The sequence below is a fragment of the Spongiactinospora gelatinilytica genome, from assembly GCF_003236385.1.
Lineage (GTDB): Bacteria > Actinomycetota > Actinomycetes > Streptosporangiales > Streptosporangiaceae > Spongiactinospora > Spongiactinospora gelatinilytica.
This window is the reverse complement of sequence record NZ_POUA01000044.1, coordinates 1-21,991: the sequence shown is the minus strand read 5'-3', so window position 1 is coordinate 21,991 and position 21,991 is coordinate 1. Positions and strand designations below refer to the sequence as shown.

At 69.3% G+C, this 21,991-nt stretch carries 25 protein-coding genes; 17 read left to right on the top strand and 8 right to left on the bottom strand.

Translation table 11 applies throughout. The features are described 5' to 3' along the window. The first annotated feature begins 71 nt into the window (after positions 1-71). Positions 72-1,043: a 4-hydroxy-3-methylbut-2-enyl diphosphate reductase gene (locus C1I98_RS08655; protein WP_111166549.1), complete on the top strand. Its 972-nt coding sequence runs from the start codon at positions 72-74 to the stop codon at positions 1,041-1,043. Between the two features lie 11 nt (positions 1,044-1,054). Here C1I98_RS08655 and C1I98_RS08650 read toward each other — a convergent pair whose 3' ends face one another. Then, positions 1,055-1,615, bottom strand: a complete 561-nt coding sequence (locus C1I98_RS08650) for a DUF6542 domain-containing protein (protein WP_111166548.1) — start codon at positions 1,613-1,615, stop codon at positions 1,055-1,057. A gap of 108 nt (positions 1,616-1,723) precedes the next feature. Beyond that, positions 1,724-3,052 (bottom strand): DNA recombination protein RmuC, encoded by a 1,329-nt coding sequence (locus C1I98_RS08645; RefSeq protein WP_438672072.1) that lies wholly within the window; start codon positions 3,050-3,052, stop codon positions 1,724-1,726. A 75-nt stretch (positions 3,053-3,127) separates the two neighbouring features. Between C1I98_RS08645 and ychF the strand changes: the two genes are divergently transcribed. Then, positions 3,128-4,216 carry a redox-regulated ATPase YchF gene (gene ychF / locus C1I98_RS08640; RefSeq protein ID WP_111166547.1) on the top strand — a complete coding sequence of 363 codons (1,089 nt, stop codon included), beginning with the start codon at positions 3,128-3,130 and terminating at the stop codon, positions 4,214-4,216. A 214-nt stretch (positions 4,217-4,430) separates the two neighbouring features. On the opposite strand, the gene C1I98_RS08635 is transcribed toward ychF, so the two are convergent. Next, positions 4,431-5,072, bottom strand: a complete 642-nt coding sequence (locus C1I98_RS08635) for an MFS transporter (protein ID WP_233507495.1) — start codon at positions 5,070-5,072, stop codon at positions 4,431-4,433. 67 nt (positions 5,073-5,139) lie between these two features. Between C1I98_RS08635 and C1I98_RS08630 the strand changes: the two genes are divergently transcribed. Next, positions 5,140-5,361, top strand: coding sequence for a hypothetical protein (locus tag C1I98_RS08630; protein WP_199536812.1), 222 nt, complete (start codon positions 5,140-5,142; stop codon positions 5,359-5,361). A 61-nt stretch (positions 5,362-5,422) separates the two neighbouring features. After that, positions 5,423-5,992 carry a GNAT family N-acetyltransferase gene (locus C1I98_RS08625; protein WP_111166546.1) on the top strand — a complete coding sequence of 190 codons (570 nt, stop codon included), beginning with the start codon at positions 5,423-5,425 and terminating at the stop codon, positions 5,990-5,992. A gap of 95 nt (positions 5,993-6,087) precedes the next feature. On the opposite strand, the gene C1I98_RS08620 is transcribed toward C1I98_RS08625, so the two are convergent. After that, positions 6,088-7,536 (bottom strand): M4 family metallopeptidase, encoded by a 1,449-nt coding sequence (locus tag C1I98_RS08620; RefSeq protein WP_111166545.1) that lies wholly within the window; start codon positions 7,534-7,536, stop codon positions 6,088-6,090. Between the two features lie 313 nt (positions 7,537-7,849). Here C1I98_RS08620 and C1I98_RS08615 point away from each other — a divergent pair, with 313 nt between their 5' ends. From C1I98_RS08615 to C1I98_RS08605, 3 genes are read left to right on the top strand one after another with little or no spacing between them, the layout of a single operon-like run. Further along, a complete protein-coding gene (locus C1I98_RS08615; RefSeq protein WP_111166560.1) occupies positions 7,850-8,611 on the top strand; it encodes an ArsR/SmtB family transcription factor in 762 nt (253 codons plus the stop codon). After that, positions 8,608-8,907 carry a DUF1905 domain-containing protein gene (locus C1I98_RS08610; protein WP_199536810.1) on the top strand — a complete coding sequence of 100 codons (300 nt, stop codon included), beginning with the start codon at positions 8,608-8,610 and terminating at the stop codon, positions 8,905-8,907. Before C1I98_RS08615 ends, C1I98_RS08610 begins: the two co-directional genes overlap by 4 nt. Continuing rightward, a complete protein-coding gene (locus C1I98_RS08605) occupies positions 8,904-9,278 on the top strand; it encodes a VOC family protein (protein ID WP_111166544.1) in 375 nt (124 codons plus the stop codon). The genes C1I98_RS08610 and C1I98_RS08605 overlap by 4 nt, the downstream gene beginning before the upstream one ends. A gap of 40 nt (positions 9,279-9,318) precedes the next feature. Here C1I98_RS08605 and C1I98_RS41270 read toward each other — a convergent pair whose 3' ends face one another. Beyond that, a complete protein-coding gene (locus C1I98_RS41270; protein WP_158557971.1) occupies positions 9,319-9,465 on the bottom strand; it encodes a hypothetical protein in 147 nt (48 codons plus the stop codon). 919 nt (positions 9,466-10,384) lie between these two features. On the opposite strand from C1I98_RS41270, the gene C1I98_RS08600 reads away from it, so the two are divergent. Then, the gene (locus C1I98_RS08600) at positions 10,385-11,140 is read left to right on the top strand and encodes a S1 family peptidase (protein WP_158557970.1); all 756 of its coding nucleotides are present in this window, start codon (positions 10,385-10,387) and stop codon (positions 11,138-11,140) included. Between the two features lie 190 nt (positions 11,141-11,330). Beyond that, positions 11,331-12,095: a S1 family peptidase gene (locus tag C1I98_RS08595; RefSeq protein ID WP_158557969.1), complete on the top strand. Its 765-nt coding sequence runs from the start codon at positions 11,331-11,333 to the stop codon at positions 12,093-12,095. A gap of 14 nt (positions 12,096-12,109) precedes the next feature. Here C1I98_RS08595 and C1I98_RS08590 read toward each other — a convergent pair whose 3' ends face one another. Continuing rightward, positions 12,110-12,676: a TetR/AcrR family transcriptional regulator gene (locus tag C1I98_RS08590; RefSeq protein ID WP_111166541.1), complete on the bottom strand. Its 567-nt coding sequence runs from the start codon at positions 12,674-12,676 to the stop codon at positions 12,110-12,112. An 84-nt stretch (positions 12,677-12,760) separates the two neighbouring features. Between C1I98_RS08590 and C1I98_RS08585 the strand changes: the two genes are divergently transcribed. The 3 genes from C1I98_RS08585 to C1I98_RS08575 all read left to right on the top strand — a co-directional run bounded on the left by C1I98_RS08585 (position 12,761) and on the right by C1I98_RS08575 (position 14,896). Beyond that, positions 12,761-13,222, top strand: coding sequence for a nuclear transport factor 2 family protein (locus C1I98_RS08585; protein ID WP_111166540.1), 462 nt, complete (start codon positions 12,761-12,763; stop codon positions 13,220-13,222). A gap of 176 nt (positions 13,223-13,398) precedes the next feature. Beyond that, a complete protein-coding gene (locus tag C1I98_RS08580) occupies positions 13,399-14,157 on the top strand; it encodes a S1 family peptidase (protein ID WP_111166539.1) in 759 nt (252 codons plus the stop codon). A gap of 418 nt (positions 14,158-14,575) precedes the next feature. Next, positions 14,576-14,896, top strand: a complete 321-nt coding sequence (locus C1I98_RS08575; RefSeq protein ID WP_199536809.1) for a hypothetical protein — start codon at positions 14,576-14,578, stop codon at positions 14,894-14,896. Between the two features lie 845 nt (positions 14,897-15,741). On the opposite strand, the gene C1I98_RS08570 is transcribed toward C1I98_RS08575, so the two are convergent. Further along, entirely contained in the window at positions 15,742-16,059 is a 318-nt protein-coding gene (locus C1I98_RS08570; protein WP_111166538.1) for an ArsR/SmtB family transcription factor, read from the bottom strand. Positions 16,060-16,157: 98 nt separating this feature from the next. On the opposite strand from C1I98_RS08570, the gene C1I98_RS08565 reads away from it, so the two are divergent. Beyond that, complete coding sequence (locus tag C1I98_RS08565; protein ID WP_111166537.1) at positions 16,158-17,351, top strand: MFS transporter; 1,194 nt, start codon at positions 16,158-16,160, stop codon at positions 17,349-17,351. On the opposite strand, the gene C1I98_RS08560 is transcribed toward C1I98_RS08565, so the two are convergent. Then, positions 17,352-18,161 carry a thioesterase family protein gene (locus C1I98_RS08560; protein ID WP_111166536.1) on the bottom strand — a complete coding sequence of 270 codons (810 nt, stop codon included), beginning with the start codon at positions 18,159-18,161 and terminating at the stop codon, positions 17,352-17,354. Positions 18,162-18,222: 61 nt separating this feature from the next. Between C1I98_RS08560 and C1I98_RS08555 the strand changes: the two genes are divergently transcribed. The 4 genes from C1I98_RS08555 to C1I98_RS43720 form a co-directional block, all read left to right on the top strand. Then, positions 18,223-18,960 carry a TetR/AcrR family transcriptional regulator gene (locus tag C1I98_RS08555; protein WP_111166535.1) on the top strand — a complete coding sequence of 246 codons (738 nt, stop codon included), beginning with the start codon at positions 18,223-18,225 and terminating at the stop codon, positions 18,958-18,960. Between the two features lie 362 nt (positions 18,961-19,322). Beyond that, positions 19,323-20,339: a conjugal transfer protein gene (locus C1I98_RS08550; RefSeq protein WP_111166558.1), complete on the top strand. Its 1,017-nt coding sequence runs from the start codon at positions 19,323-19,325 to the stop codon at positions 20,337-20,339. A 109-nt stretch (positions 20,340-20,448) separates the two neighbouring features. Continuing rightward, a complete protein-coding gene (locus tag C1I98_RS08545; protein WP_233507507.1) occupies positions 20,449-20,718 on the top strand; it encodes a hypothetical protein in 270 nt (89 codons plus the stop codon). 131 nt (positions 20,719-20,849) lie between these two features. Then, positions 20,850-21,991: TcpE family conjugal transfer membrane protein (locus tag C1I98_RS43720; protein WP_267898025.1), on the top strand; the 1,142-nt coding region annotated here is incomplete at its 3' end.

The window sequence follows — 21,991 nt, the reverse complement described above, 5'->3', positions numbered from 1 at the left end:
GGCGCGTCGGGTACGCGAACGCTCGGGTAAGCGAACGGGCGCCCTCCCTCACGCCACGTAGCATAGAAAGCATGACGAGAGAGACCCCTGCGAACCGACGTGTGCTCGTTGCCAAGCCTCGTGGCTACTGCGCGGGGGTCGATCGCGCGGTGGAAGCCGTGGAGAAGGCCCTGGAGCAGTACGGCGCGCCCATCTACGTGCGCAAGCAGATCGTCCACAACACCCACGTGGTGAAGACCCTGGAGGAGCGCGGGGCCGTTTTCGTGGAGGAGACCGACGAGGTGCCCGAGGGGGCCATCGTGGTGTTCTCCGCGCACGGCGTCTCGCCCGCCGTACACGAGCAGGCCGCCGGCCGTAACCTGCGCACCATCGACGCGACCTGCCCACTTGTCACCAAGGTCCACAACGAGGCCAAGCGGTTCGCCGCGAAGGACTACGACATCCTGCTGATCGGCCACGAGGGCCACGAGGAGGTCGAGGGCACCGCGGGCGAGGCTCCCGCGCACGTCAAGCTGGTCGACGGGCTCGACGCGGTGGCCGACGTGGACGTCCGCGACCCGCGGCGGGTCGTGTGGCTGTCGCAGACCACGCTGTCGGTCGACGAGACGACCGAGACGGTCACCCGGCTGCGCGAGCGGTTCCCCAACCTGATCGATCCGCCGAGCGACGACATCTGCTACGCGACCCAGAACCGGCAGGTCGCGGTGAAGGAGATCGCCGCCGAGGCCGAGCTGGTGATCGTGGTCGGCTCGACCAACTCCTCCAACTCCAAGCGGCTGGTGGAGGTCGCGCTCGACGCCGGGGCCGACGCGTCCTACCTGGTCGACGACGCCTCCCACATCCAAGATTCCTGGCTGGAGGGCGTCACCACCGTCGGCGTCACGAGCGGGGCCTCGGTTCCCGAGTCGCTGGTGGACGGCGTGCTCGCGTACCTGGCCGCGCGCGGGTACGGCGACGTGCGGGAGGTCGAGTCGGTGCGGGAGAGCGTGCGGTTCGCGCTGCCCCACGAGCTGCGCCGCGAGCTGCGCGCCCCGGCCGGGTAGCGGCGGGCGGGTCAGGTCGCGGGCGGGCCCTCGGCGGTGTCGCGGTGCCTGCCGTACACCTTGGGCTCGAAGTAGCCCTCCGGCTCGGGCACGAAGACCTGCGCGGCGGGCGTGGCGGCCGCGGGCTTGCGCGGCTCCTCGCCGCCGGCCCGCGCCGCGCGCAGCTCCTCGCGCAGCGTGCGGACATTACCGGGCAGGCCGCGCCGCCAGGCCACGCCCAGCACCAGCGCCGATCCGGCGAACAACCACGGCGCTCCCGCCGACAGCGACGTGAACAGCCCGAGCCCCAGCGCCTGGATCATGGACGCCGCGCCGATCGCCCGGACCAGCTCGGCGATCAGCGTGGCCGCGAAGAACAGCAGCGGCGGGGTCACCACCAGGGAGAGCAGGTCGCGCGGGTTGATCAGGAGCGCCGCGGCCAGGCAGCCCGCCACGAAGGTCGCGCCCACCGCGAACGACCAGCCGAACACACTCGCCAGCAGCTCGCCCGCCAGCGTGGTGGCCACGACGACGACGATCGCGCCGCGGGCGGTCAGCCGCACGCCGGCCCGCTGCGCGGGTGTCGCGCTCATGGTCGCCCCCCTTGAGCCAAACGCTTGCCCCCTTGCAGTGTGCACCCGCCCGGCTGTACGGACAGGTCGATGGCCAATTTACCGTCAGGTGACGGGAAGACGCGGAGGTTACGCCCTCTTCCGCCACCAGGCGTGATCCATCGCACCTACTTCGTCCGCAAGGCCCGTTTCGTCGCTCGGTACTGCCGGGTCGGCTTCGTTCACCAGCTCCGGGCTGGCGAGCGTGCGGGGCAGGTTCTCGATCATCTGCGGCTGGTCGAGGTCGCCGTCCACCACGCCGAGGTCGTTCAGCCGGCGGGCGCTGACCATGACCCGGCTCTCCAGCGAGCCGACCGTCTTGTTGTAGGCGTCCACGGAACGGGCGAGGGCGCGGCCCAGCGACTCCACGTTGCGGCCCATCGAGCCCAGCCGCTCGTACAGCTCCTTGCCCAGCTCGAACACCGCGCGGGCGTTCTCCGTCAGGGCGGCCTGCTGCCAGGCGTAGTGGGCGGTGCGCAGCAGGGTGATCAGCGTGGTCGGGGTGGCGATGTGGACCCGCTTGCGCATCGCGTACTCCAGCAGCTCCGGATCGCGCTCCAGCGCCGGCGCCAGGAACGCCTCGCCCGGGATGAACAGCACCACGAACTCCGGGGTCGGGCTGAACGCCTGCCAGTACGCCTTGGCCGCCAGCCGGTCGACGTGTTCGCGCAGGTGCCGGGCGTGCGCGTCCAGCCGTACGGCCTGCGCGCCCGTGTCGGCGGACTCGGCGGCCTCCAGATAGGCGGCCAGCGACACCTTGGAGTCCACGACGATGTTCTTGCCGCCGCTCAGCCGTACCACCATGTCCGGGCGTACGGTGCCACCGGGCGTCACCGCGCTCGCCTGCTCGTCGAAGTCGCAGAACCGCTGCATCCCGGCGATCTCGGCGACCCTGCGGAGCTGCAACTCGCCCCAGCGGCCCCGGGCCTCGGGCCGTTGCAGGGCGCGGACCAGCGCGCTGGTCTGGGCGCGGAGCTGGTCGGAGCTCTGCCGTACGAACTCGATCTGCTTGCTCAGCTCCGCCTGCGACGCGCGGTGGCCGAGATCGCTGTCGCGAAGCTGCGCCTCCACCCGCGCCAGCGTCTCCCGCAGCGGCTCGATCATGTGCTCCACGGCCTGCTTGCGCTGCTCCAGCTCGCCGGCGGCCTCGGCCCGGGAGGTCGCCAGGCGCGTCTCGGCCATCTCCAGGAACCGCAGGTTGTTGACGTCGAGCGCGCGGGCGGACAGGGCCTGGAAGCGTTCGGTGAGCTGTTCCTCGACGTAGCCGAGCTTGCCCTCGGCCACCTTGGCGCGGGCCTCGGCGTCGGCCGTACGGCCCGCGGCCTCGGTGATCGCCCGCGACCTGCCGAAGGCGTAGCCGATGGCGAAACCGGCGGCGGTGCAGGCGATGACGAGGAGGGCGGTAGCCATGACGTCCACGACGGCAATGATCCCAGGCCCGCTCGGCGCAGCGGCGGGCCGACACGCCCCCGGGTCCGCGTAGACTCGGCGAACGTGAGCTTGAGCATCGGCATCGTCGGGCTGCCCAACGTCGGCAAGTCCACCCTGTTCAACGCGCTTACCCGGAGCGGTAACGCGCTGGCCGCGAACTACCCGTTCGCCACCATCGACCCCAACGTGGGCGTCGTGGGCGTCCCCGACGACCGCCTGCCCAAGCTGGCGGAGATCCATGGCTCGGCCAAGATCCTCCCGGCCAAGGTCGAGTTCGTGGACATCGCCGGCCTGGTACGCGGGGCCTCGGAGGGGCAGGGGCGGGGCAACCAGTTCCTCGCCAACATCCGCGAGACCGACGCGATCTGCCAGGTCATCCGGGTCTTCAGCGACCCCGACGTGACCCATGTCGATGGTGACATCTCGCCGCAGCGCGACATCGAGACGATCAACACCGAGCTGATCCTGGCCGACCTGCAGACGCTGGAGAAGGCCGTGCCGCGGCTGGCCAAGGAGTCCAAGGGCAACAAGGACCGCAAGTCCGCCCTGGACGCGGCCGAGGCTGCGGTCAAGGTCCTCGACGCGGGCACCACGCTGTACGCGGGGGCCAAGGCCGCCGGCATCGACCTGGACGACCTGCGCGAGCTGCACCTGCTCACCGCCAAGCCGTTCCTCTACGTCTTCAACCTCGACGCCGACGAGCTGGTGGACGAAGGGCTGAAGGCCCGGCTCGCGGGGCTGGTGGCGCCGGCCGAGGCGGTGTTCATGGACGCCAAGATCGAGTCGGAGCTGGTGGAGCTGCCGGAGGACGAGGCGCTGGAGCTGCTTCAGTCGGTGGGGCAGGAGGAGTCGGGGCTGAGCCAGTTGGCCCGGGTCGGGTTCGACACGCTGGGGCTCCAGACCTACCTGACGGCGGGCCCCAAGGAGACCCGGGCCTGGACGATCCGCAAGGGCGCGACGGCGCCGGAGGCGGCGGGGGCCATTCACACCGACTTTCAGCGGGGGTTCATCAAGGCCGAGGTCGTGTCCTTTGACGACCTGGTGGAGGCGGGCTCGATCGCGGCGGTCCGGTCGGCGGGCAAGGCCCGCATCGAGGGCAAGGACTACGTGATGCAGGACGGGGACGTCGTGGAGTTCCGCTTCAACGTCTGATTTCGCCGGTGCTTTCGGTTCCTGAAGGGCCCGGCCCTCGCTGACGCTTGGTCGTTCTTCTAGTGTCGGGCTTCGCCCGACGTCGGTGTTCCTCGTTTGCCGTAAGTCCCGGCGCAAGGCCCTTGTACGGCATTCCCGATGCCTGTCAGAAGTTCGCAGGGCACCCGTTTTCCGTCAGCATCGGCCAACGGTCATCAACGGGCGAAAGTGCAGGTCAGGGACGGAATTCCAGGTCTTGCCCAAGCGTAGAAGTGTGCGGACGGACGTTCCGCTGCAATGTCTGGATCGTGTAGCGGTTGACGGCCCAGACGGCGAGGGCGCAAAGGGCGAAGGCGGCGCCGAGAATGCTGGATCCCACCCATCCTGCGGTGGAGTAGAGCGCGGTGGTGGCCGTCGCGCCGGTGGCGGAGCCGAGGGAGTAGAAGAGCATGTAGCCACCGATGACGCTGCTCGTCCGGTGGGGGTGGGCGGCGGTGAGCAGGTGTTGGTTGCTGACGTGGACGGCCTGCACCGCGAAGTCGAGAACGATCACGCCTGCGGTGACGAGCCAGAGCGACCATGTCGCCTGTCCGGTCGCCGGCCATGAAGCCGCGAGAAGTGCCAGTGCGCTTCCGGTGACGATGTTGCCGCGGCCGGCGTCCGCCCATCGCCCGGCCCGGGAGGCTCCCAGCGCTCCTGCGAGCCCGGCGAGTCCGAACAGCCCGATCTGGGCCGTGCTCAGATGCCATGGCGCGGCGGCGAGCGGCAGGGTCAGTCCGCTCCACAGCACGCCGAAGGAAGCGAACAGGAAGAACGCGATCAGCCCGCGCGAGACGAAAAGACGCTCGCGGAACAAGCGGCCGAGTGCGATCAGCACGGCCCCGTAACCGCCATGGGCATCGCGTGGGTCGGTCGGCAGGAGTTTCAGGACGAGGTGGGCGAGCGTGACCAGGAGGCAGGTCTACGACCTGACGGAGGCGGGCCGCGACCTCTTCGCGGTCATCGTGGCCGCGCGTCAGTGGGGGGAGCGGCACGCGTTCGCGCCGGAGGAGCCCCGTTCTGTTCTCGTCGACTCCACCGGTGGACCCCTCCCGGAGATGCGTCCGGTCGATTCACGGGGGCGGTATGTTGGTGTGGAGGGGACCTCTGTGGTTCGGGAGTCCTGAGGGTAGTCGTCACGTTCCGCTACAAGGGAGGCGAGCGCAGATAGCCGCTGATCGTTCGGACGTGAGACACCATGTTCGTCTTGCCCGGTCCTCGGATCTGGGCGCCGCGGCGCGAGTCCTTGCCGAGGCATTCGCGGCACATGGGTGGACGCGCTGGGTTCTGCCTGCCGACGGATACGCAGAGCGTCTCGAAGAAATGCAGCGCCTGTATCTCACGCACGCCCTCACGCATGGCCTCGTATTGGTGGACGAGCAGGTACGGGCCGTTGCCGCATTCCTGCCGCCGGACGCGCCGGAGCCCGCCGCCCCGATTCAGCAGCGACTGGCGGAGCTTTATGGGTCACGCCTGACAGCGCTGGCGGAGCTCGCGCTTCCCGATGCCCCGGCGGGGTCCTGGGCTCTCGAAACGGTCGGTGTGCATCCGGCCCACCAGGGGACGGGGCTGGGAACGGCCGTGACCGCCGAAGGGCTCTCGATGATCGACGAACGAGGCGAGGCCGTCGCCCTCCGTACCTCGGACGAGCGAAACGTGCGTCTGTACGAACGGCTCGGGTTCACCATCGTCGCAACGACCGAGATTCCCGACGGGCCCGTCGTGTACTCGATGATCCGCGCCGCGGTGCCTCAGTAATCGATATTGCGCTCGGGCGGGCCCTGAGGGCGGCCCTCAGAAGCTTTTCCGCCCGACGTCAGGGTGTCTCGTGTGCCGTGAGTTCTGCTTCTGAATCAGTCGTCGCCCTCCGCGACTGTGAGGGTGAAATGGGTCGTCTTGGTGGCAGCGCCGGAGGTCGCGGTGAAGGTGATGGGGTAGGTGCCCTGGGGGGAGTTGGCCGAGACGCCGATGGTCGCCGTGGTGGATTGATCGTCGCGGATGATGCTGACGGTCATCCCCGCAGGGAGGGGGCCGGTGGACAGGGCCACCTGCTGGACCGTGTCGGGCGTCGGCTTGATCTGGACGGTGGTGGATTCACCGGGCCTGACCCTGGCCGAGGGCGGGTCGACCGTGATCCCGCTGAGAGAGGGGCCGGAAGTGCTGGTAGGGGTGGGAGTGGGCGTCGGGCAGGTCGGCTCGCCGGGCTGGGCGGGGACGCTGATGGCGGTCCACGCGGCCTTGGTCGCGTTCATCTCGGCGCAGCCGTAGAAACTTCTGGCGGCCTGCACGGTGGCCACGCGTGCCCTGCGGTATGACCAGCCGATGGACTTGCGCTGGAGCCCCAGATAGAAGATCCGGGCGGCCTTCTGGATGCCGATCCCGGCCAGCGTGGACGGGCCTGCGCAGACCGGGCTGGCGGGTTCGCCCGGCGGGTCGGTGCCCTCGGCGAGCAGGTAGAACCAGTGGTCCTGCGGTCCGCTGTCGGCGGTTCCCGTCGGGGAGACCGAGTAGCAGTTCTCGTGACCGGTCAGTGAGGGCTTGTACATGTGGATGAGCGGCCCCCTGCCGTCCACGTTCACCTCCTCGCCGATCAGATAGTCCGGTTCGTCCAGAGCGACGGGGTGGTCGGCGTAGTGCTCGGTCAAGGTGCCGAAGATGTCGGCGGCCGACCGCTCCAGGGCCTGTGCCTCCGCACCGTTCCCGTCGTCGGTACCGGATTTGGCGTGGACGGCGAGGCCGTATTGGAAGCCGACCACGTCGAGTGAGGTGAGCTGGTTGGTGCGTGCGCTGTTGTGGCCGAAGACGGTGCGGGTGCCGTCCCAGTAGGCGTTGATGGTGTTCAGGCCGACGGACGCCGGGTAGGAGCGGCCGGCTCCGTCGACGCCGTTGCGTCCCAGCCAGTTGCGCAGCATGTCCCAGTGTTTCTGCGCGGCGAACATGACATCGACGCAGGCGGTCTCCAGGCTGGCGCCGGTTCCGTCGCCCCAGGTGTCGGTCGTCTTGGTGAAGATGGGGCCGCCGTGACGGCCGCAGTTCAGACCGGGTCGGGTGGGGTCGTTCAGGGAGTACTGGCTCCCCGACTGCATGGTCTGGATGGTCACCGGGTTGCCGTTGAAGTGGCTGTTGCCTGAGCCCAGGAGCGCTTGGCCGGAGGAGGCGCTCCCGTCCGTGCCCGCAGCACTTTGTGCCGCGGCGAGTTCGGACATCGTGCTGCTGGCGTCCGCGCCGCTCGCCTGCGCCGTCGCGCCCGTGGCGACGACCGTCATGAGAGCGAACGCTCCCAGCGTGGTTTTCGGGTACATACGCGATGACTCCTTGTTCGCAAGCGCAAGGAGCCGTGGCCGGCCAGGGCTGTCCCAACGGTGACACCGACATCAGGGGCGGAGAACCCCACAAATCCCTCATATTTCGGGCGTATGGCCTGTATGGCACTCCCGACGGGCGCACATGTCAGGGACCGAAAAGCGTGTTCCGGCCCTGGCTCCCATGCGTCCTCGGCGACCACGGCGACGGCCGCCCCGCCGCACTCCCCGGCATCGACCTCCACTGAGCGACGCCGAGGCGGGTGTCCTGCGGGGTTGACATGAAACCAAAAGGTTTCCTATTGTGGGCCGCGTGGAACGGGTATTCAGGGCGTTGGCGGACCCGACGCGCAGGGAGCTGCTCGACGAGCTGTTCCGGCGGGACGGGCAGTCGCTCAACGCGTTGGCGAGCCGGTTCGCGATGACGAGGGTCGCCGTGGCAAAGCACCTTCGCCTGCTGGAAGAGGCCGGCCTGGTCGTGTCGGACCGGCGGGGCAGAGAGAAGCTGCACTTCCTGAACCCCGTGCCGATCCGCCTCATTCACGACCGCTGGGTCAGCAAGTACACCGAGACGTGGGCCGCCGGCCTCGTCGACCTGAAAAGACATCTGGAGGCACGGGTGGAGAAGATGTTCGAGATCTTCATCCGCACCACGCCGGAGCGGCTGTGGCAGGCGATCACCGATCCCGAGACGCGGGCGCGGTTCCAGTTCGGCGCGCGGGTGGAGTCGGACTGGACCACGGGCTCTGCCTACCGGGTCACCCACCGCGGGGCCGGTGGGCTGATCGAGGGCGAGAACATCGAGGTCGACCCGCCCCGGCGGCTCGTGCAGACCTACCACGCCATCTGGGACGACGACATCGCCGCCCAGGGCACCAGCCGGGTGACCTGGCAGATCGAGCAGGTCGGCGACAGTTGCCGGCTCGTCGTCCGGCACGACCAGCTCGCCGCCGACGCCGACGACCACCTCTACGGTGGCTGGCCGATGATCCTTTCCGGGCTCAAGACCTGGCTGGAGACCGGCACGGAACTCACCACACCCGGCTCGCTCATGTACGGAGGAGAACAATCATGACCGCACTACACAACACCGATACGAAACTGGACAAGACGTTCACCACGACGCTGCGCAAGAGTCCGAGCAAGGGCGGCTGGACGTATGTCGTGATGCCGGGCTCCGCCGAGTTCTTCGGCACCCGCGGGCTGGTGAAGGTTCGGGGCAGCGTCGACGGGGAGCCGTTCCAAGGTTCGTTCATGGCGCTCGGCGACGGTACGCACAAGCTCGCGTTCACCGCCGACGTCCGCGCCCGCATCGGCAAGCAGGCCGGTGACACCGTCACGGTCACCCTCGACGAGCGGATCGCGCGATGAGCGCGCCGGCGAAGGTCATCACCGGCATCCGGACCGTCAGCGTGCCGGTCAACGACCAGGACCAGGCGCTGCGGTTCTTCGCCGACACGCTCGGCTTCACCGTGGTGCGCGACATGCCGATCCCGACCGGCCGGTGGATCGAACTCGCGCCCGGCAGTGACGACGTCGTCGTCACGCTGGACCAGGCCACCGGGGACGTCACCCGCGGCTCGATCATCATCCGCTTCACCACCGACGACGCGGCGGCGGCCCACGCCGCCCTCACCGACGCCGGCGTCGACACCGACGACATCATCGCCTGGCCCGGCGTGCCACCGATGTTCGCCTTCCGCGACCCCGACGGCAACACCTTCTCCATCACCGAGCCGTGACAGCACCGTCCTCCACAGGTATTCGCGGCGTGCGGCGCGGTCACCACCCGCAGAACTCCCGGTAGGCGTCGCGAAGTTCGGCCGCGCTCGCGAGCCGCCGGGCCTCTACGGCGGTGATGACCTCGGCGGCGCGCCGGCACCTCTCCGAGGGCAGGTGAGGCCCCGCATAGGGCCCTTCTTCGCGCATCCTTCCCGTACTCGCCGCTTCGTCGGCTGTCCGGCGTCGGCTTCGGGGTCAGGGGGGGTGCTCCTCAGGCGCGGGGACAGTACGCGAGGCGGTCACCATATCCTCTATCGCGTTTGCCGCGGCGTGTGCGCCCGCGTCGGCCAGCGTTCGTGCGGTGGCGTGCAGCTCGGCCACGGCGTAGGAGTTCACCGCGGCGGCGTGTGGCGCGATGGTCGAGCAGGGGGCGGTACTTGCGTCCTGGCATGTGCTGTCCGCTCTCCCACTGTTCGATCGAGGCGACCAGGCTGGCGACGTGGGGGATCTCGTCGTCGGGGTGGGCGGTCTCGCGGATGCGGCGGGCCAGGTCGGATCGGGACCAGTACGGGGGAGCCTCGCGTAGTTGGCGCAGGCGGGTGCCGAATTCGTTGGTCGTGGGATCGGTGGAATCTGCGGACATGGCGCGATGTACCTCTCGCCGGGAGTGGGGACGGGGGCGGGGCCGCAGGCTCCCCCTTGTTCTCTCCCATCCTTCCTCTCGGTCGCCGTTCACTGCCACAGATTCACTCAGGGTGACCATTCTGGCGGGTTTCGCGGGGTAATGTCCGATGACTCGGATATCTGAGAGATGTCACAGGGCGTTGTCGTGGCGTTCACGCCCTCGGCACCCCTATCTGATTTCGAACTTTTGTCGCAGGTGGCGGAGGCGCTACCCCGAATTGAGGTTGAGCCGAGATATTGCGCGATCTGATCACAGAGCAATTCGGGCCGTCGCTCTCGGTCGCCGCCGCGATGATGTGGTCAGAAAATGAACAACGAAATGGACTGTCCTTTGGCGCCCATCTGGCGATAAATTCTTGGCGCAGAGCTTTTGTGGAAGATCCAAGGACGTACGGCCAGCCGGGCCGGTCCTGCCGTGTCCCCGACGCGAAAGACGATGCCGATGCGAAGACTCGCACTGTTCGTGACCTTATGCATCTCCGCGCTCGCCGTCGCGCTGAGTACCGCGTTGCCGGCCCAGGCGATCATCGGCGGGCAGGATGCGGCCAATCCCTATTCGTTCATGGTGTCGCTCCAGAATGAGGTGGACGGCCACTTCTGTGGCGGCAGCCTCATCACGCCCACATGGGTCGTCACGGCGGCGCACTGCATTCGGGGCGATGAGCCCGCGGACGTCGACCTGCGGATCGGCAGCCTGGACACCGACAGTGGTGGGGAGACGCGCGGAGTCAGCCAGATCGTGCCGCATCCGGCGGGCGAGGAGACGTACGACATCGCGCTTCTCAAACTGGACCAGCCCGCGAGCGGCGTGCCGATCGGGATCGGGACGCGTCCGGCCGAAGGGAGCCCGACCCGGCTCATCGGCTGGGGATGCACCACTCCGACGATGGGCCTGCCCTGCTCGCCGCCCGACGTACTTCAGGAACTCGACTCACAGATCCGGTCGTCCACCGTCTGCGCCTCCGGCGCCGGGCCGATCGATCCGGTCTGGGAGGTCTGCACCGGCAACCCGGACACCAAGGCCGGCCCGTGCCGGGGCGACTCCGGCGGGCCGCTGCTGGCCCCGAGCGGTGACACCTGGCTGCTGATCGGCGCGTTCAACCGGATGGCCTTGTACTGCGACCAGGGCCCTGGGATTTACGCCGACGTGCCCGCCCACCGGCCTTGGATCGAAAGCATCACGGGCCCGCTTCCTTAGCCTTCCAGGCCACCTTCGCTTTCTTTCCCCCATGGACGGGCTCGGCCGTCGGCCGCCCTGGCCGGCCCCCAGCGGCCGGTGGCCGGGCCCCCTCTCCCGAATCCCGGAAGACCTCGAAAGTCACGGAAGTCCACGGAAGCCCACGGAAGCCCACGGAAGCCCACGGAAGCCCACGGAAGAGGAAGGCGTCATGCGAAAACTCAGGCTTGTCATTGCGCTCTGCGTCTCCGCGCTCGCCGTCCTACTCGGCGGCGCCATGCCGGCCCAAGCCATCATCGGCGGGCAGGACGCAACAAGCCCCTATTCGTTCATGACCTCCCTGCAAAGCGGTGGCGAACATTTCTGCGGCGGCAGCCTTGTCGCGCCGTCGTGGGTCGTCACCGCCTACCACTGCGTCGTGAAGTACGAGAACGCGCCGCAAGACCTCACCCTCCGGATCGGCAGCCTGGATTGGGACAGCGGCGGCAGCACCCGCGGAGTCAGCCAGGTCGTCCTGTATCCGGGAGGTAAGCCGAATGCGCATGACCTGGCATTGCTGAAGCTCGATCAGCCGCTGGCGAATGTGCCGGTCCGGATCGGCGTCCGTCCGGCCGAGGGAAGCCCGGCCCGGCTCATCGGCTGGGGTTGTAGGAGGCCGGGGCAGGCGTTCTGCTCGCCTCCAGAAGTGCTCCAGCAGCTCGACTCCACAGTGCGACCGGCGAGCGACTGCGCCGCCGCGGAGAATCCGATCGATCCTGCCTCCGAGATCTGCACCGGAAATCCGGAGGCTCAGGCCGGGCCTTGTAAGAACGATTCCGGCGGGCCGCTGCTCGTCCCTGACGATAATGGCACCTGGCGGCTGCTCGGCGCATTCAGCCGGATGTACGACACCTTCTGCCAGGAGTACAAGGGCATTTACACCGATGTCGCCGCCCACCGCACCTGGATAGAAAGCGTCACCGGGCCGCTTTCCTGAAAGCGCTCGGCGGTTCAGGGTTTTGTGAGGAATTTTTCGACTGCGGCGCGCGCGTGCCGGGCGTGGACGGGGTCGCCGGTGATGCCGGCGGTGACGATGGCCCCTTCGGCGAGCAGGGCGACCGGCTCGGAGTCCGAAAGCCCGGCGGCGCGGGCCCAGACGTGGATCTGCTCGTGGAACGCCTGCTTGTGCGCCCGGACCTCGGCCGCCACCGGTGCCGAGGTGGAGCCGAGTTCGCCGTGTACGTTGATCCAGGCGCAGCCGCGGAAACCGGTTTCGGCGAACCAGCCCGCCAGCCAGTCGAAGATGGCGAGCACCCGCGCGCGTGGTTCGGTGACCTGCTCCACGTAGGCGGACAAACGTGCTCGCCATCGCTGGTCCCGGCGCCGGAGTACGCCGACCACCAGGTCTTCTTTGGTGGCGAAGAGCCGGTAGATCCGCTTCAGCGGCAGGCCGGACGTCGTGCGGATCTGATCCATCCCGACGGCCTGGACGCCTCGCGCGTAGAAAAGCGCCTCCGTGGCGTCCAGCAGCGCTTCACGATCCCGGCGGTCCTCCTCTTCGGTGATCGGGGCGGGCACGCGGGCCTCCTTGACGTCGAGAACGAGCGTTCTCTATCGTACCGGACAGAACTGGAGAACGACCGTTCTCGACAAGGAGTCGTGATGAGCGAAGAACGTCCGCCCTTCCCGCCCTTCACCCGGGACACCGCGCGGCGGAAGGTCCAGGCGGCCGAGGATGCCTGGAACACCCGTGATCCCCGCCGGGTGGCCATGGCCTACACGCCCGACTCGGTATGGCGGAACCGGGATCAGTTCTTGAGGGGTCGGGAGGAGATCGTCGCCTTTCTGACCGCGAAATGGGCGCGCGAACTGGACTATGCGCTGCGCAAGAGTCTCTGGGCCTATTCCGACGACCGCATCGCCGTCCGCTTCCAGTACGAGTGGCACGACGCCGATGGCCGATGGTGGCGCAGCCACGGCAACGAGATGTGGGAGTTCGATGAGCACGGCTTGATGAGCCGCCGCGAGGCGAGCATCAACGACGTCGCCATCACCGAAGCCGACCGGCGCATCTTCGGGCCTCGCCCGGAAAGCGAAAGCGGAACCGACATCCCGCTCCGGTGAACATCGGAACCGGCTAACCCGGTGTCCATTGCGGGCTGAAAATGAGCAGTTTATGGTCTGTCCGGTGGACACCTGATCAGTGAAGAGTCATTCGCGCAGTTCTTTTGTGGTTGTGAAGTCCTACTTGGCGGATCGATCCCGCCACCACGACCCTCCGACATGAAAGAAGTGACAGCGTGCGAAGACTCGGGTTATTCCTGGCCTTCTGTATCTCGACCGTTGGCCTCGTTCTGGCCGGCCCGCCGGCCGCGCAGGCCATCGTGGGCGGCGCGAACGCCCCTGCGCCCTACTCGTTCATGGTCTCCCTCCAATCCGTGCAGGACGGTGAGTACAAGCATTTCTGCGGCGGCGGTCTCATCGCGCCCTCGTGGGTGGTGACGGCGAGTCACTGCATCGACGGCGACCAGCCCGCAGACCTCCGGCTGCGAATCGGCGGCCTGCGGTGGGCCAGCGGTGGCACGGTACGCGCGGTCACCGAGATCGTCCCGCACCCCGACGGCACGGCCGTGCGCGATATCGCGCTGCTCAAGCTTGACCGGCCGGTGTCCGGCACGCCGATCCGCATCGGCGCGAGCCCGGCCGAAGGCGACCCGACGCGGCTCATCGGCTGGGGGTGTACGAACCAGGGGCCGTTCCTGTGCACCGCGGATGTGCTCCAGCAGCTCGACTCCGCGATACGGCCCGCGAGCGTCTGCGACAACTCGGGCGGTCCCGTGAAGCCGGGCTGGGAACTCTGCACCGGCAACCCGGACGATGTCGCCGGGCCCTGCAAGGGTGACTCCGGCGGCCCGCTGCTGGTGCCGAGCGGCGGTACTTGGAAGCTGGTCGGCGTGTTCAACCGGATGAGCGCCCTGTGCGAGGTGGGCGCGGGCATCTACGCCGACGCCGCCGCACACCGTCCTTGGATCGAGAGCGTCACGGGGCCCCTTCCGTAAGGGTTCTCGCGGGAAAGAGGGGTCCGGCCCTATGACCGGACCCCTCTTTCGCCTGTGCGCGGGGGCATCGGGGAATTGTCGGTGCGGCCGATTAGATTCGAAGGACTTCAAGATCGTTTATGGGGAGGGAAGGCCGGATGTCCGCCGCAGATGTTCCGCAGGAGATCGAGTTCCCACAGCGGATGGGCAAGGTCTCCCGGCGGGAGCTGGCGCTGCACGGTTACACGCGGTTCGACCAGCGCCCCCTGACCGAACCGCCCGCAGCGCGAGACACGGCGGTCCTGCCAGGCGAGGAGAGCGAGGTCATGAAGACCAGACTGCGAAGGCTGCGTACGCTTGGCCGCGATTTCGTCTGGGCGGCGGAGATCCGGCACATCCCCGGCTCAGGTGACTGTCACCGGGGCTTTCGGCTACGGGTGTGGGGTGGGGCGGGAAGAACGGCCGCGTCCTCCAGGTGCTGTCCAGGAGCGGCCGGTCGCCCTGGGGATTCTGCACGACCGATGTCGTCCATCCACTGCCCGGCGACGTGCGGGCGATCGTGGCACGCGCGCTGGCGGTGGGCTGGGACCCTGCGGCGAGAGGCGGGACGTTCGTGCTGAGCGAGCGCGAACACGCCGCCGGGTGGGAGCTGCCCGATTTCCTGGTGACCGCCCGGCAGCGCGATCCGGAGGCGCCCGACCCAACCCGGCGAGTGCTGCCGGAGGGCGGCGGTGAAACCCGGTACGGCGCCGGGCGCTAGATCGCGTTGTACGTCGCGGCCGACGTCAGAGACGCTTACCTGGCCGGGTGCGCCGAGATCGTCGAACAGGCCCGTACGGCTGTGGGGTGCCAGGAAAACGGCCTTGTCCAGCCCTGCCCCATCCGGCCCACCAGACAGCGATGGCCGAATTGATCTCCATCCCCACACTCACGGGAGGCCCCGTCACCTGTCGGCTCCCATCACATCGGTGTCGGACCATCCCGCGCGCACGGGGAGCCCCCCGCCCATAGTCGGCGTGCCGAAATTCTTACGGGGACCATTCCTGCGCGTGCGGGAGCACATGCCGATCCCCGACCAGGCCGCAGCAGCGCCCGGGACATTCCCGCGCGTGCGGGGAGCACACTTGCTGACCTGCGGGTTTTCCTGGCGCTGGCCGTGATTTCCTTTAGGTCGAAAACGATCATCTCACTGGCTGGCCTCAAAGCATTGCGGTTCGACGAGGACGACCCCTTCTACGACTGTGGGGGGTGCGGCTGGAAACACAGAAACGGTATCTCGCAAGGGCGTACGAGCCGAGTGACTTGCCTGGAGTTGGTGAAGGCTTACGGTCCGAAGGCCGCGTAGGACGGGGTTCCTTGGAGGCTTGGTCGTGGGTTGAGGCGGGAATTGGGTGTGCTGGGGGCGATAGCGCCGGGCGGAGCCCGGCTTAGGGGAAAGCAGGCCGAGCGAAGCGAGGGCGATTGTGCGCGGTAGCGCGTGTTGGGGCGACGCCTGGTAGTGCGTGTTGGGGCGGCGCGCGGTAGTGCGGTCCCTCAGGGGGGCACAGGCTGAGCGGAGTGAGGGCCATTTTGGCCGGGTGGCCGCAGGCGCTCTGGGTGAGTCGGTCAGGTGGTGCGTGGGGGGGTGGCGGAGAGGACTGATGTCAGGAGTCCCGGGAATCGCCGTTCCAGTTCCTCGCGGCGCAGTCGGCTGGGGCGGGCGTTGCCGTCCAGGCGGGTGGAGACCAGGCCGCCGTGTCTGAGGATGTTGACGTGGTGTGACACGGTCGAGACCTTGACCGGCAGGTCGAGTGCGGTGCAGGTGGACTCGCCGAGTACGTCGAGCAGGCGCACGATCTGTAGCCGCGTCGGGTCGGCCAGGGCCGACAGGACCGTGCCGACGTCGATCTCGTCGAGGTCCGGCTGTGCCAGCCAGGTCTCCATGCTCACTCCTTCGATGACCGTCCCCTTCTACGATACCCATCGGACTTCTATTACGATGAACGTCGTAACTACCGATGGCTATCGGAAGGCTTCTCTTCATGGCCTCTTCAGTCCTCCCAACGGCCCCGCCCGCCGTCCGATGGCGTCCGCACGCCGCCGTGCTCGCGTTCGGGGCGTTCGCGGTCGGCACGGATGGCTTCGTGATCGCCGGGCTGCTGCCGTCCGTGGCCGCGTCGCTGCACGTCAGCGTGGCGGCGGCGGGGCAACTCGTGACGGTGTTCTCGATCGCGTACGCGGTGTTCGCCCCGGTGCTCGCGGTGCTCACCGCGTCGTGGTCGCGGCGGGCCGTACTGGTCGCCGCGCTCGCCGTGTTCGCCGTCGGGAACGCGATCACCGCGCTCGCCCCCGACTACGGGCTCGTGCTCCTCTCGCGGGCCATCGCCGCCGCGGGCGCGGCGCTGTTCACCGCGACCGCCAGCGCCACGGCGGCGCTGCTGGCCGGGGAGCGCGAACGCGGCCGGGCCATCGCGATCGTGATGTTCGGCATGACGTCGTCGCTGGTCCTGGGCGCGCCGCTGGGCACGGTGGTCGGCGACCGGCTGGACTGGCGGGCCACCATGTGGCTGGTCACCGCGCTCGGGATGCTGGCCGTCCCGCCCATCGCGCTGCGCCTGCCGGCCGTCGCGGCGGGGGCCACCGCGGGCCTGCGCGCCTTCCTGGCCCCGCTCGGCGACCGGCGGGTGCTGGGAGTGCTGCTCACCACGGTGGTGGCGTTCACCGGGATATACATCCCGTACACGTACATCAGCGAGATCTTCGCCCCGGCCACCGGGGGCGGGGCGCTGCTGGCCGTACTGCTGCTCGCCTTCGGCGTCGCCGGTACGGCGGGCAACCTCGCCGCCGGGAAGCTGGCCGACCGGCGCGGCCCGCGCGAGGTGATCATCGCCGTTACGCTGATCCTGGCCGTGGTCTTCGTCCTGATGCCGCTGGGCCGGGGGACGATCGGAGCCGCCGTGGCGACCACGCTGGTGGCCGGCTTCCTGTCCTTCTCGGTCACCACGCCGCAGCAGCACCTGCTGATCACACTGGCCCGGCACGGCGCCGGAATGGTGACCTCGCTGTACCAGTCGGCCGTGTACCTCGCGGTCTCGCTGTCGGGGGCGGTCGGGGCGCTCGGCCTGGCCGGGTGGGGCGCCGCCGCCCTGCCGTACCTCGCGGCGGGCCTGATGGCGCTCACGGCCGGGCTCACGTACCTGTCAGGCCGCCCCCGTACGTCAGACGGCGGCCACTGATCAGCTGGGAATGCGGATGGCGGCGAGCTGCGTGGCCTGGGCGACCGGGCGGTCCTTGGCGTCCCATGCCTGGGCCGTCTCGTGCATACGGTCGCCACCGAGGTCCGTCGCGCTCAGCCGTACGCGGATCGGGCCGGACGCGGGCAGGCGGTGAATGTACGCGGTGAGCTGGACCGTCGGGGCCCACCCAGGGACGCCCAGGTCGTAGGAGGCCGGCGGAACGGGGTCGAGGGCGACCAGGAGGCTCAGCGGATCCCAGTCGGAGCCGTCCTTGAGCCGCTGCCAGGAGTGCGTGACGCCCTCGCGGCGCGGCGCGCCGAACATGAAGGCGAGGTCGCCGGGGGCGATGCGCTCTTCGACCACGTCCATCAGCGGGATCGTGAACCCGGCCACGGGCGGATCGTTGGGCACCAGGAAGCACTCGTTCTCCGGCGGGATGCTCGGCGGCTCGACGGCCGACCACTCGGGGCCGGAGTCGTCCAGCGGCCCGAGGGTGAGCACGGCCTCGACCCTGGGCCTGCCGTCCTGGGACAGCCGGGCCCGCGCCTGGGTGAGCGTACGGCCCGAGCGCAGCAGCTCGACGGTGACCTCGGCCGGACCGGGGACCGGCGGCTCGATGAAGGTCGCGCCGACCGAGGTGACGTGCGGGTGGCGGTCGTTCGCCGCCGCGTCCAGGGCCGCCCGGCCCATGATGGCCAGCAGGTAGCCGCCCTGGGGCCGGACGCCCACCGCCCACAGCGGGTCGAGCTCGGCCGTGTACCGGCCCGCGCCGCGCGCGGACACCGCGGTCGCCTCACCGAATGTTGACATGTGACCCCTTCCTCCGAGAGTCAGGTTGACATCGTTAACCTAACGTCGTCAACCTGTACGCATGGCGACCACGAGGCGAGTGCGGGCCCGTCGCGGCGAGGGCGTGCTGCTGCGCGAGGAGATCCTGCGCGCGGCCGGCGAACTGCTCGCCGAGACCGGTACCGAGGACGCGCTGACGGTCCGCGTGGTCGCCGTGCGGGCCGGTGTCACCACGCCCTCGGTCTACCTGCACTTCGCCGGCAAGGAAGAGCTGGTCGAGGCCGTCTGCCTGCGCGCCTGGGACGAGCTGGGCCGGATCTTCGCCGAGAGCCGGGGCGGTGACCCGTTCCTGGCCCTGGGACGCTGCGGCCGGGCGTACGCGCGGTTCGCCCTGGACCACCCGGCGCAGTACCGGGTGCTGATGATGCGGCCCTCGGCGGGCCCAGGCGTGCCCGCCGCCGCCTCGGCGGCGTTCGGCCACATGGTCGCCGCCGTCGCGGCCTGTGTGCGGGCGGGAGTACTCCAGGGCGACCCGGAGACCCTTGCCCTCGGTCTGTGGTCGGCCGTGCACGGGTGCGTCTCGCTGCTGATCGCCCAGCCGTCCTTCCCCTGGCCGGAGGACCGGGAGGCGCTGATCGCCCACATCGTGCACATGGCGGGCTTCGGCGCGGCGTTGCAGTCCCGCCTGCCGCGCGCACTGCCACCGAGCGCCCGGCTGGCCGCCGAACTGGACGACTTCGGCGTACGGCTCACCGCGGCCGGTGAGCAAAGCGGTCAGACCGGTCAGTGCGGTCAGCCTGGTCAGACCGATTCGGTGTGAGTCGGGTGTGACACACCTGACTCGGTCTGGTGCCGCACCAGTGACAAGATGTCGCTGAATGGCCACATATGCGCAGGTCGCGACAGTCCAGGAGCGGTGGGGACAGCAACACGTAGCGGTTAGGTAATTGAGGGGCCTCTGGCCTGGTATAACCCGCTTTGTCCGATGGGCAGAGCCCTGCATGCGGGGTCATCGGGGACGAACACCCGGTTTGCTCGGTTACGGTGATGGCTGCAGCATGGGCGTGGCTTTCCTGGAACAATTGGCAGGGCCGCTAGGGTGATTGCTTCACCACCGATAACGGGATCGAGAGTAAGACGACACCGCGCCATGCCGTGGGGATCGGCGCGAGCGGAGGCGTGATGGCTCGAAGGTCGATCGTCCGGCGGGACCCTCGGGTCCCAGGCGATCCGGAGCTGTCGGCGTACCCGGACCCCGGCGAGGCCGAGACCCTCGCCGCCCGCGGGAGCGGTGGCCCCCGGCGCGGCCGATGGGCCGGCGGCGGTGGGCGGTGGCTGGTGTGGGCCGGCCGGGCCGTGCTGTGGGCGCTCATCATCGTCATCGTGTTCAACGGGGTACGCGCGCCATTCGAGCGTTTCACCCAAGGGGGTTCGTCGTCCGGCCAGGTCGCGCCGTCGGCCGGGACCGGTTTCCCCACCGACCGCGCCGCGTCGTTCGCCAATCAATTCGCCGCCGCATATCTCAATATGAACGGCGCCCAGCCCCAGGAAAGGGCCGGGAGACTGGCGCCGTTCCTGCCGGAAGGCACCTCTGACGGGCAGTTCGGATGGGACGGCGCGGGCCAGATGTCGGCCGGGGCCATTCAGCCGTACGGGGTCGATGTGACCGACGCCCAGCACGCGAAGGTCAACCTGATCTTCCAGTCCGGCAACCGGCGGATGCTCCTTTCCGTGCCGGTCTTCTACTCCGACGGCAGGTTCGTGGTCTCCGAGCGCCCCGCCGTACTGCCCGCGCCCGCCAAGGCCGACCTGCCGCACGCGGCCGAGCCCGATCGTGACGAGACGACCGCGGGCGAGCTGCGGCAGCAGCTCGGGGCGTTCTTCGAGGCGTACGCCAAGGGCGACACCGTCGCGCTGCAGCGCTATGTGAGCGGTACGAAACTGGAGAGCTTCGGAGGGGCCTTCACCTTCGTCAAACTCCAGGACCTGGTGGTTCCGCCCGGCGGCACCATCAGGGACATCACCGTCGTCGTCGTCTGGGGCCTGGTGCCCGCCGCGCCGCCGGCCGCCGAGCCGACGTCGACCGGGGGCACCCAGGGGAGCGGGACGCTCACCCAGTCCTACCGGCTCACCGTCGAAAAGCAGGGCGAGAGATGGTACGTGAAGGACATCCGCGGCGCAGACCGCTCCGTGGGGTGAGAATGATGGCCGCCGTCCGACGCCACTCGTCCGTGGCCGATCCATTCCCCCAGGAGGACCGGAATTGAGTCTGCAAAGCGTTGTGCTGCACGTCATCGACGTCGCGGCGCTGCCACTCGAAGCGGCGGCGTCGCCCACGCCGGCCGCTCCGGAGGGCGTGGACACCCAGGGTCTGGCCGACTTCCTGCGCGGGTTCTTCGGGCCGCTGTTCCTGGTGATCGTCTCCGTCGTCGCGCTTTTCTTCCTCTTCACCAGGGAAATCACCAGGTTCGTTCAGTTCATCATTCTCGCGGTGGCGATCGGGGTGATCTTCTACGTGCCCAACATCATCGAGGTGACCGCCCGCGCCATCGCGGGCGCGCTGGGCATCGGCAATTGAAGGATTGAGAACGGGTCGTCGCGGTCATTGATGATGAAGCGGATGAAGCGGTCCCCGGCACACGAGAGTGAGGCGAGCAGAGTACTGCCCGCGCGAGCGCGACGGATCTAAGGTGCGGAGAGGAGGAGCGCGTGGACCTGCCCACATATACCAATATCTGGCGTATCGAGAAACGGCTCTACAAGCTGTACGACCTACGGCTGCCGATGCCGCTTCCGATCGTGTGGATCGGTGTCTTCATGGGCGTCCTCGTGCCCTGGTCGCTGTTCCTCTGGCTGGTCGGCCTGGACTTCGTGACTCCGTGGCACGTCGTCTACCTCGTTCCGCCGGGCATCGTCACCTGGCTGTCCACCCGTCCGGTCATCGAGAGCAAGCGGCTCAACGAGTTGCTTCAGTCCCAGCTCCGCTACCTCGGCGAGCCGCGTACCTGGTGCCGGATGGCGCCGAGCGCCGAACCAGCCGAGATCGTCTTCCACGCGCGGGTGTGGCGGGCCGCCGTGCTGCCCGAGCCGGTCAAGGTCAAGGCCACCCGCAAGGCCCGGCACGCGGCCAAGGCCCGCGGCCGGGCCCAGCGGGCCACACCGGCCGGTCAGGTACGCCCGGCCGTGGCCGCCGCGGCTGCTGCCGCCACCACCGCGCCGGTCGCGCCCGAGGCCGCGCCGGCGGTGTCCGGCGCGCGTGAGGCGCCGGCCCTGGGCGCGGGCCGTACGCCCCGCAGAGGGGTGGCCCCGGCGCTGTCGCCGTCCCCGGGCACGCAGGTCGCGCCGCCGGACCGGGCGTCCGTGGCGCTGCCGTCCGTCGCCTTCCGCGCTCCGGCCCAGGAGCCTCAGGCCCAAGGCCCCCAGGAACGCGCTGAGCGGCCCGCTGCGCCGCCTTTGCGGTCCGGGCGGGGAGAGGAACACCTTCGGGTGGTGCCCGATCGCGGTGAGGGGCCTGAGGAGGGGCCGCGCGAGTCCGGCGGCCCTGCGGATGGTTCTGCTGGTTCTGCGGTGAGTTCGCCTGATTCGTCGGCTGTTGCCGCCTCGGTTTCGCCTTCGGTCGAGCGCCGCGAGCCGGCGGCTCCCGTCGCGCCGATCGGTGCCGACGCGCTGCGCCGCCTGCGCAGGCTCGCCGCGTCCGTGGATGGTCCTGGCGGGGGTGACCGTTCGTCGTCGTCCTCGTACGGCGGGGCGGGCAAGGCGGCCTACGGCGGGATCGGTGGAGGCCGGCAGGAGGCCACGCCGGAGACCGGCGAGTCGGCCCGAGACAACCACCGCCGTGGCCAGCCCCCACT

Bases quoted from the DNA above. Each gene is read 5' to 3' on its own strand.
- C1I98_RS08655 (WP_111166549.1), top strand. From the start codon at position 72: ATGACGAGAGAGACCCCTGCGAACCGACGTGTGCTCGTTGCCAAGCCT.
- C1I98_RS08650 (WP_111166548.1), bottom strand. From the start codon at position 1,615: ATGAGCGCGACACCCGCGCAGCGGGCCGGCGTGCGGCTGACCGCCCGC.
- C1I98_RS08620 (WP_111166545.1), bottom strand. From the start codon at position 7,536: ATGTACCCGAAAACCACGCTGGGAGCGTTCGCTCTCATGACGGTCGTC.
- C1I98_RS08610 (WP_199536810.1), top strand. From the start codon at position 8,608: ATGACCGCACTACACAACACCGATACGAAACTGGACAAGACGTTCACC.
- C1I98_RS08605 (WP_111166544.1), top strand. From the start codon at position 8,904: ATGAGCGCGCCGGCGAAGGTCATCACCGGCATCCGGACCGTCAGCGTG.
- C1I98_RS41270 (WP_158557971.1), bottom strand. From the start codon at position 9,465: ATGCGCGAAGAAGGGCCCTATGCGGGGCCTCACCTGCCCTCGGAGAGG.
- C1I98_RS08600 (WP_158557970.1), top strand. From the start codon at position 10,385: ATGCGAAGACTCGCACTGTTCGTGACCTTATGCATCTCCGCGCTCGCC.
- C1I98_RS08595 (WP_158557969.1), top strand. From the start codon at position 11,331: ATGCGAAAACTCAGGCTTGTCATTGCGCTCTGCGTCTCCGCGCTCGCC.
- C1I98_RS08585 (WP_111166540.1), top strand. From the start codon at position 12,761: ATGAGCGAAGAACGTCCGCCCTTCCCGCCCTTCACCCGGGACACCGCG.
- C1I98_RS08570 (WP_111166538.1), bottom strand. From the start codon at position 16,059: ATGGAGACCTGGCTGGCACAGCCGGACCTCGACGAGATCGACGTCGGC.
- C1I98_RS08565 (WP_111166537.1), top strand. From the start codon at position 16,158: ATGGCCTCTTCAGTCCTCCCAACGGCCCCGCCCGCCGTCCGATGGCGT.
- C1I98_RS08560 (WP_111166536.1), bottom strand. From the start codon at position 18,161: ATGTCAACATTCGGTGAGGCGACCGCGGTGTCCGCGCGCGGCGCGGGC.
- C1I98_RS08555 (WP_111166535.1), top strand. From the start codon at position 18,223: ATGGCGACCACGAGGCGAGTGCGGGCCCGTCGCGGCGAGGGCGTGCTG.
- C1I98_RS08550 (WP_111166558.1), top strand. From the start codon at position 19,323: ATGGCTCGAAGGTCGATCGTCCGGCGGGACCCTCGGGTCCCAGGCGAT.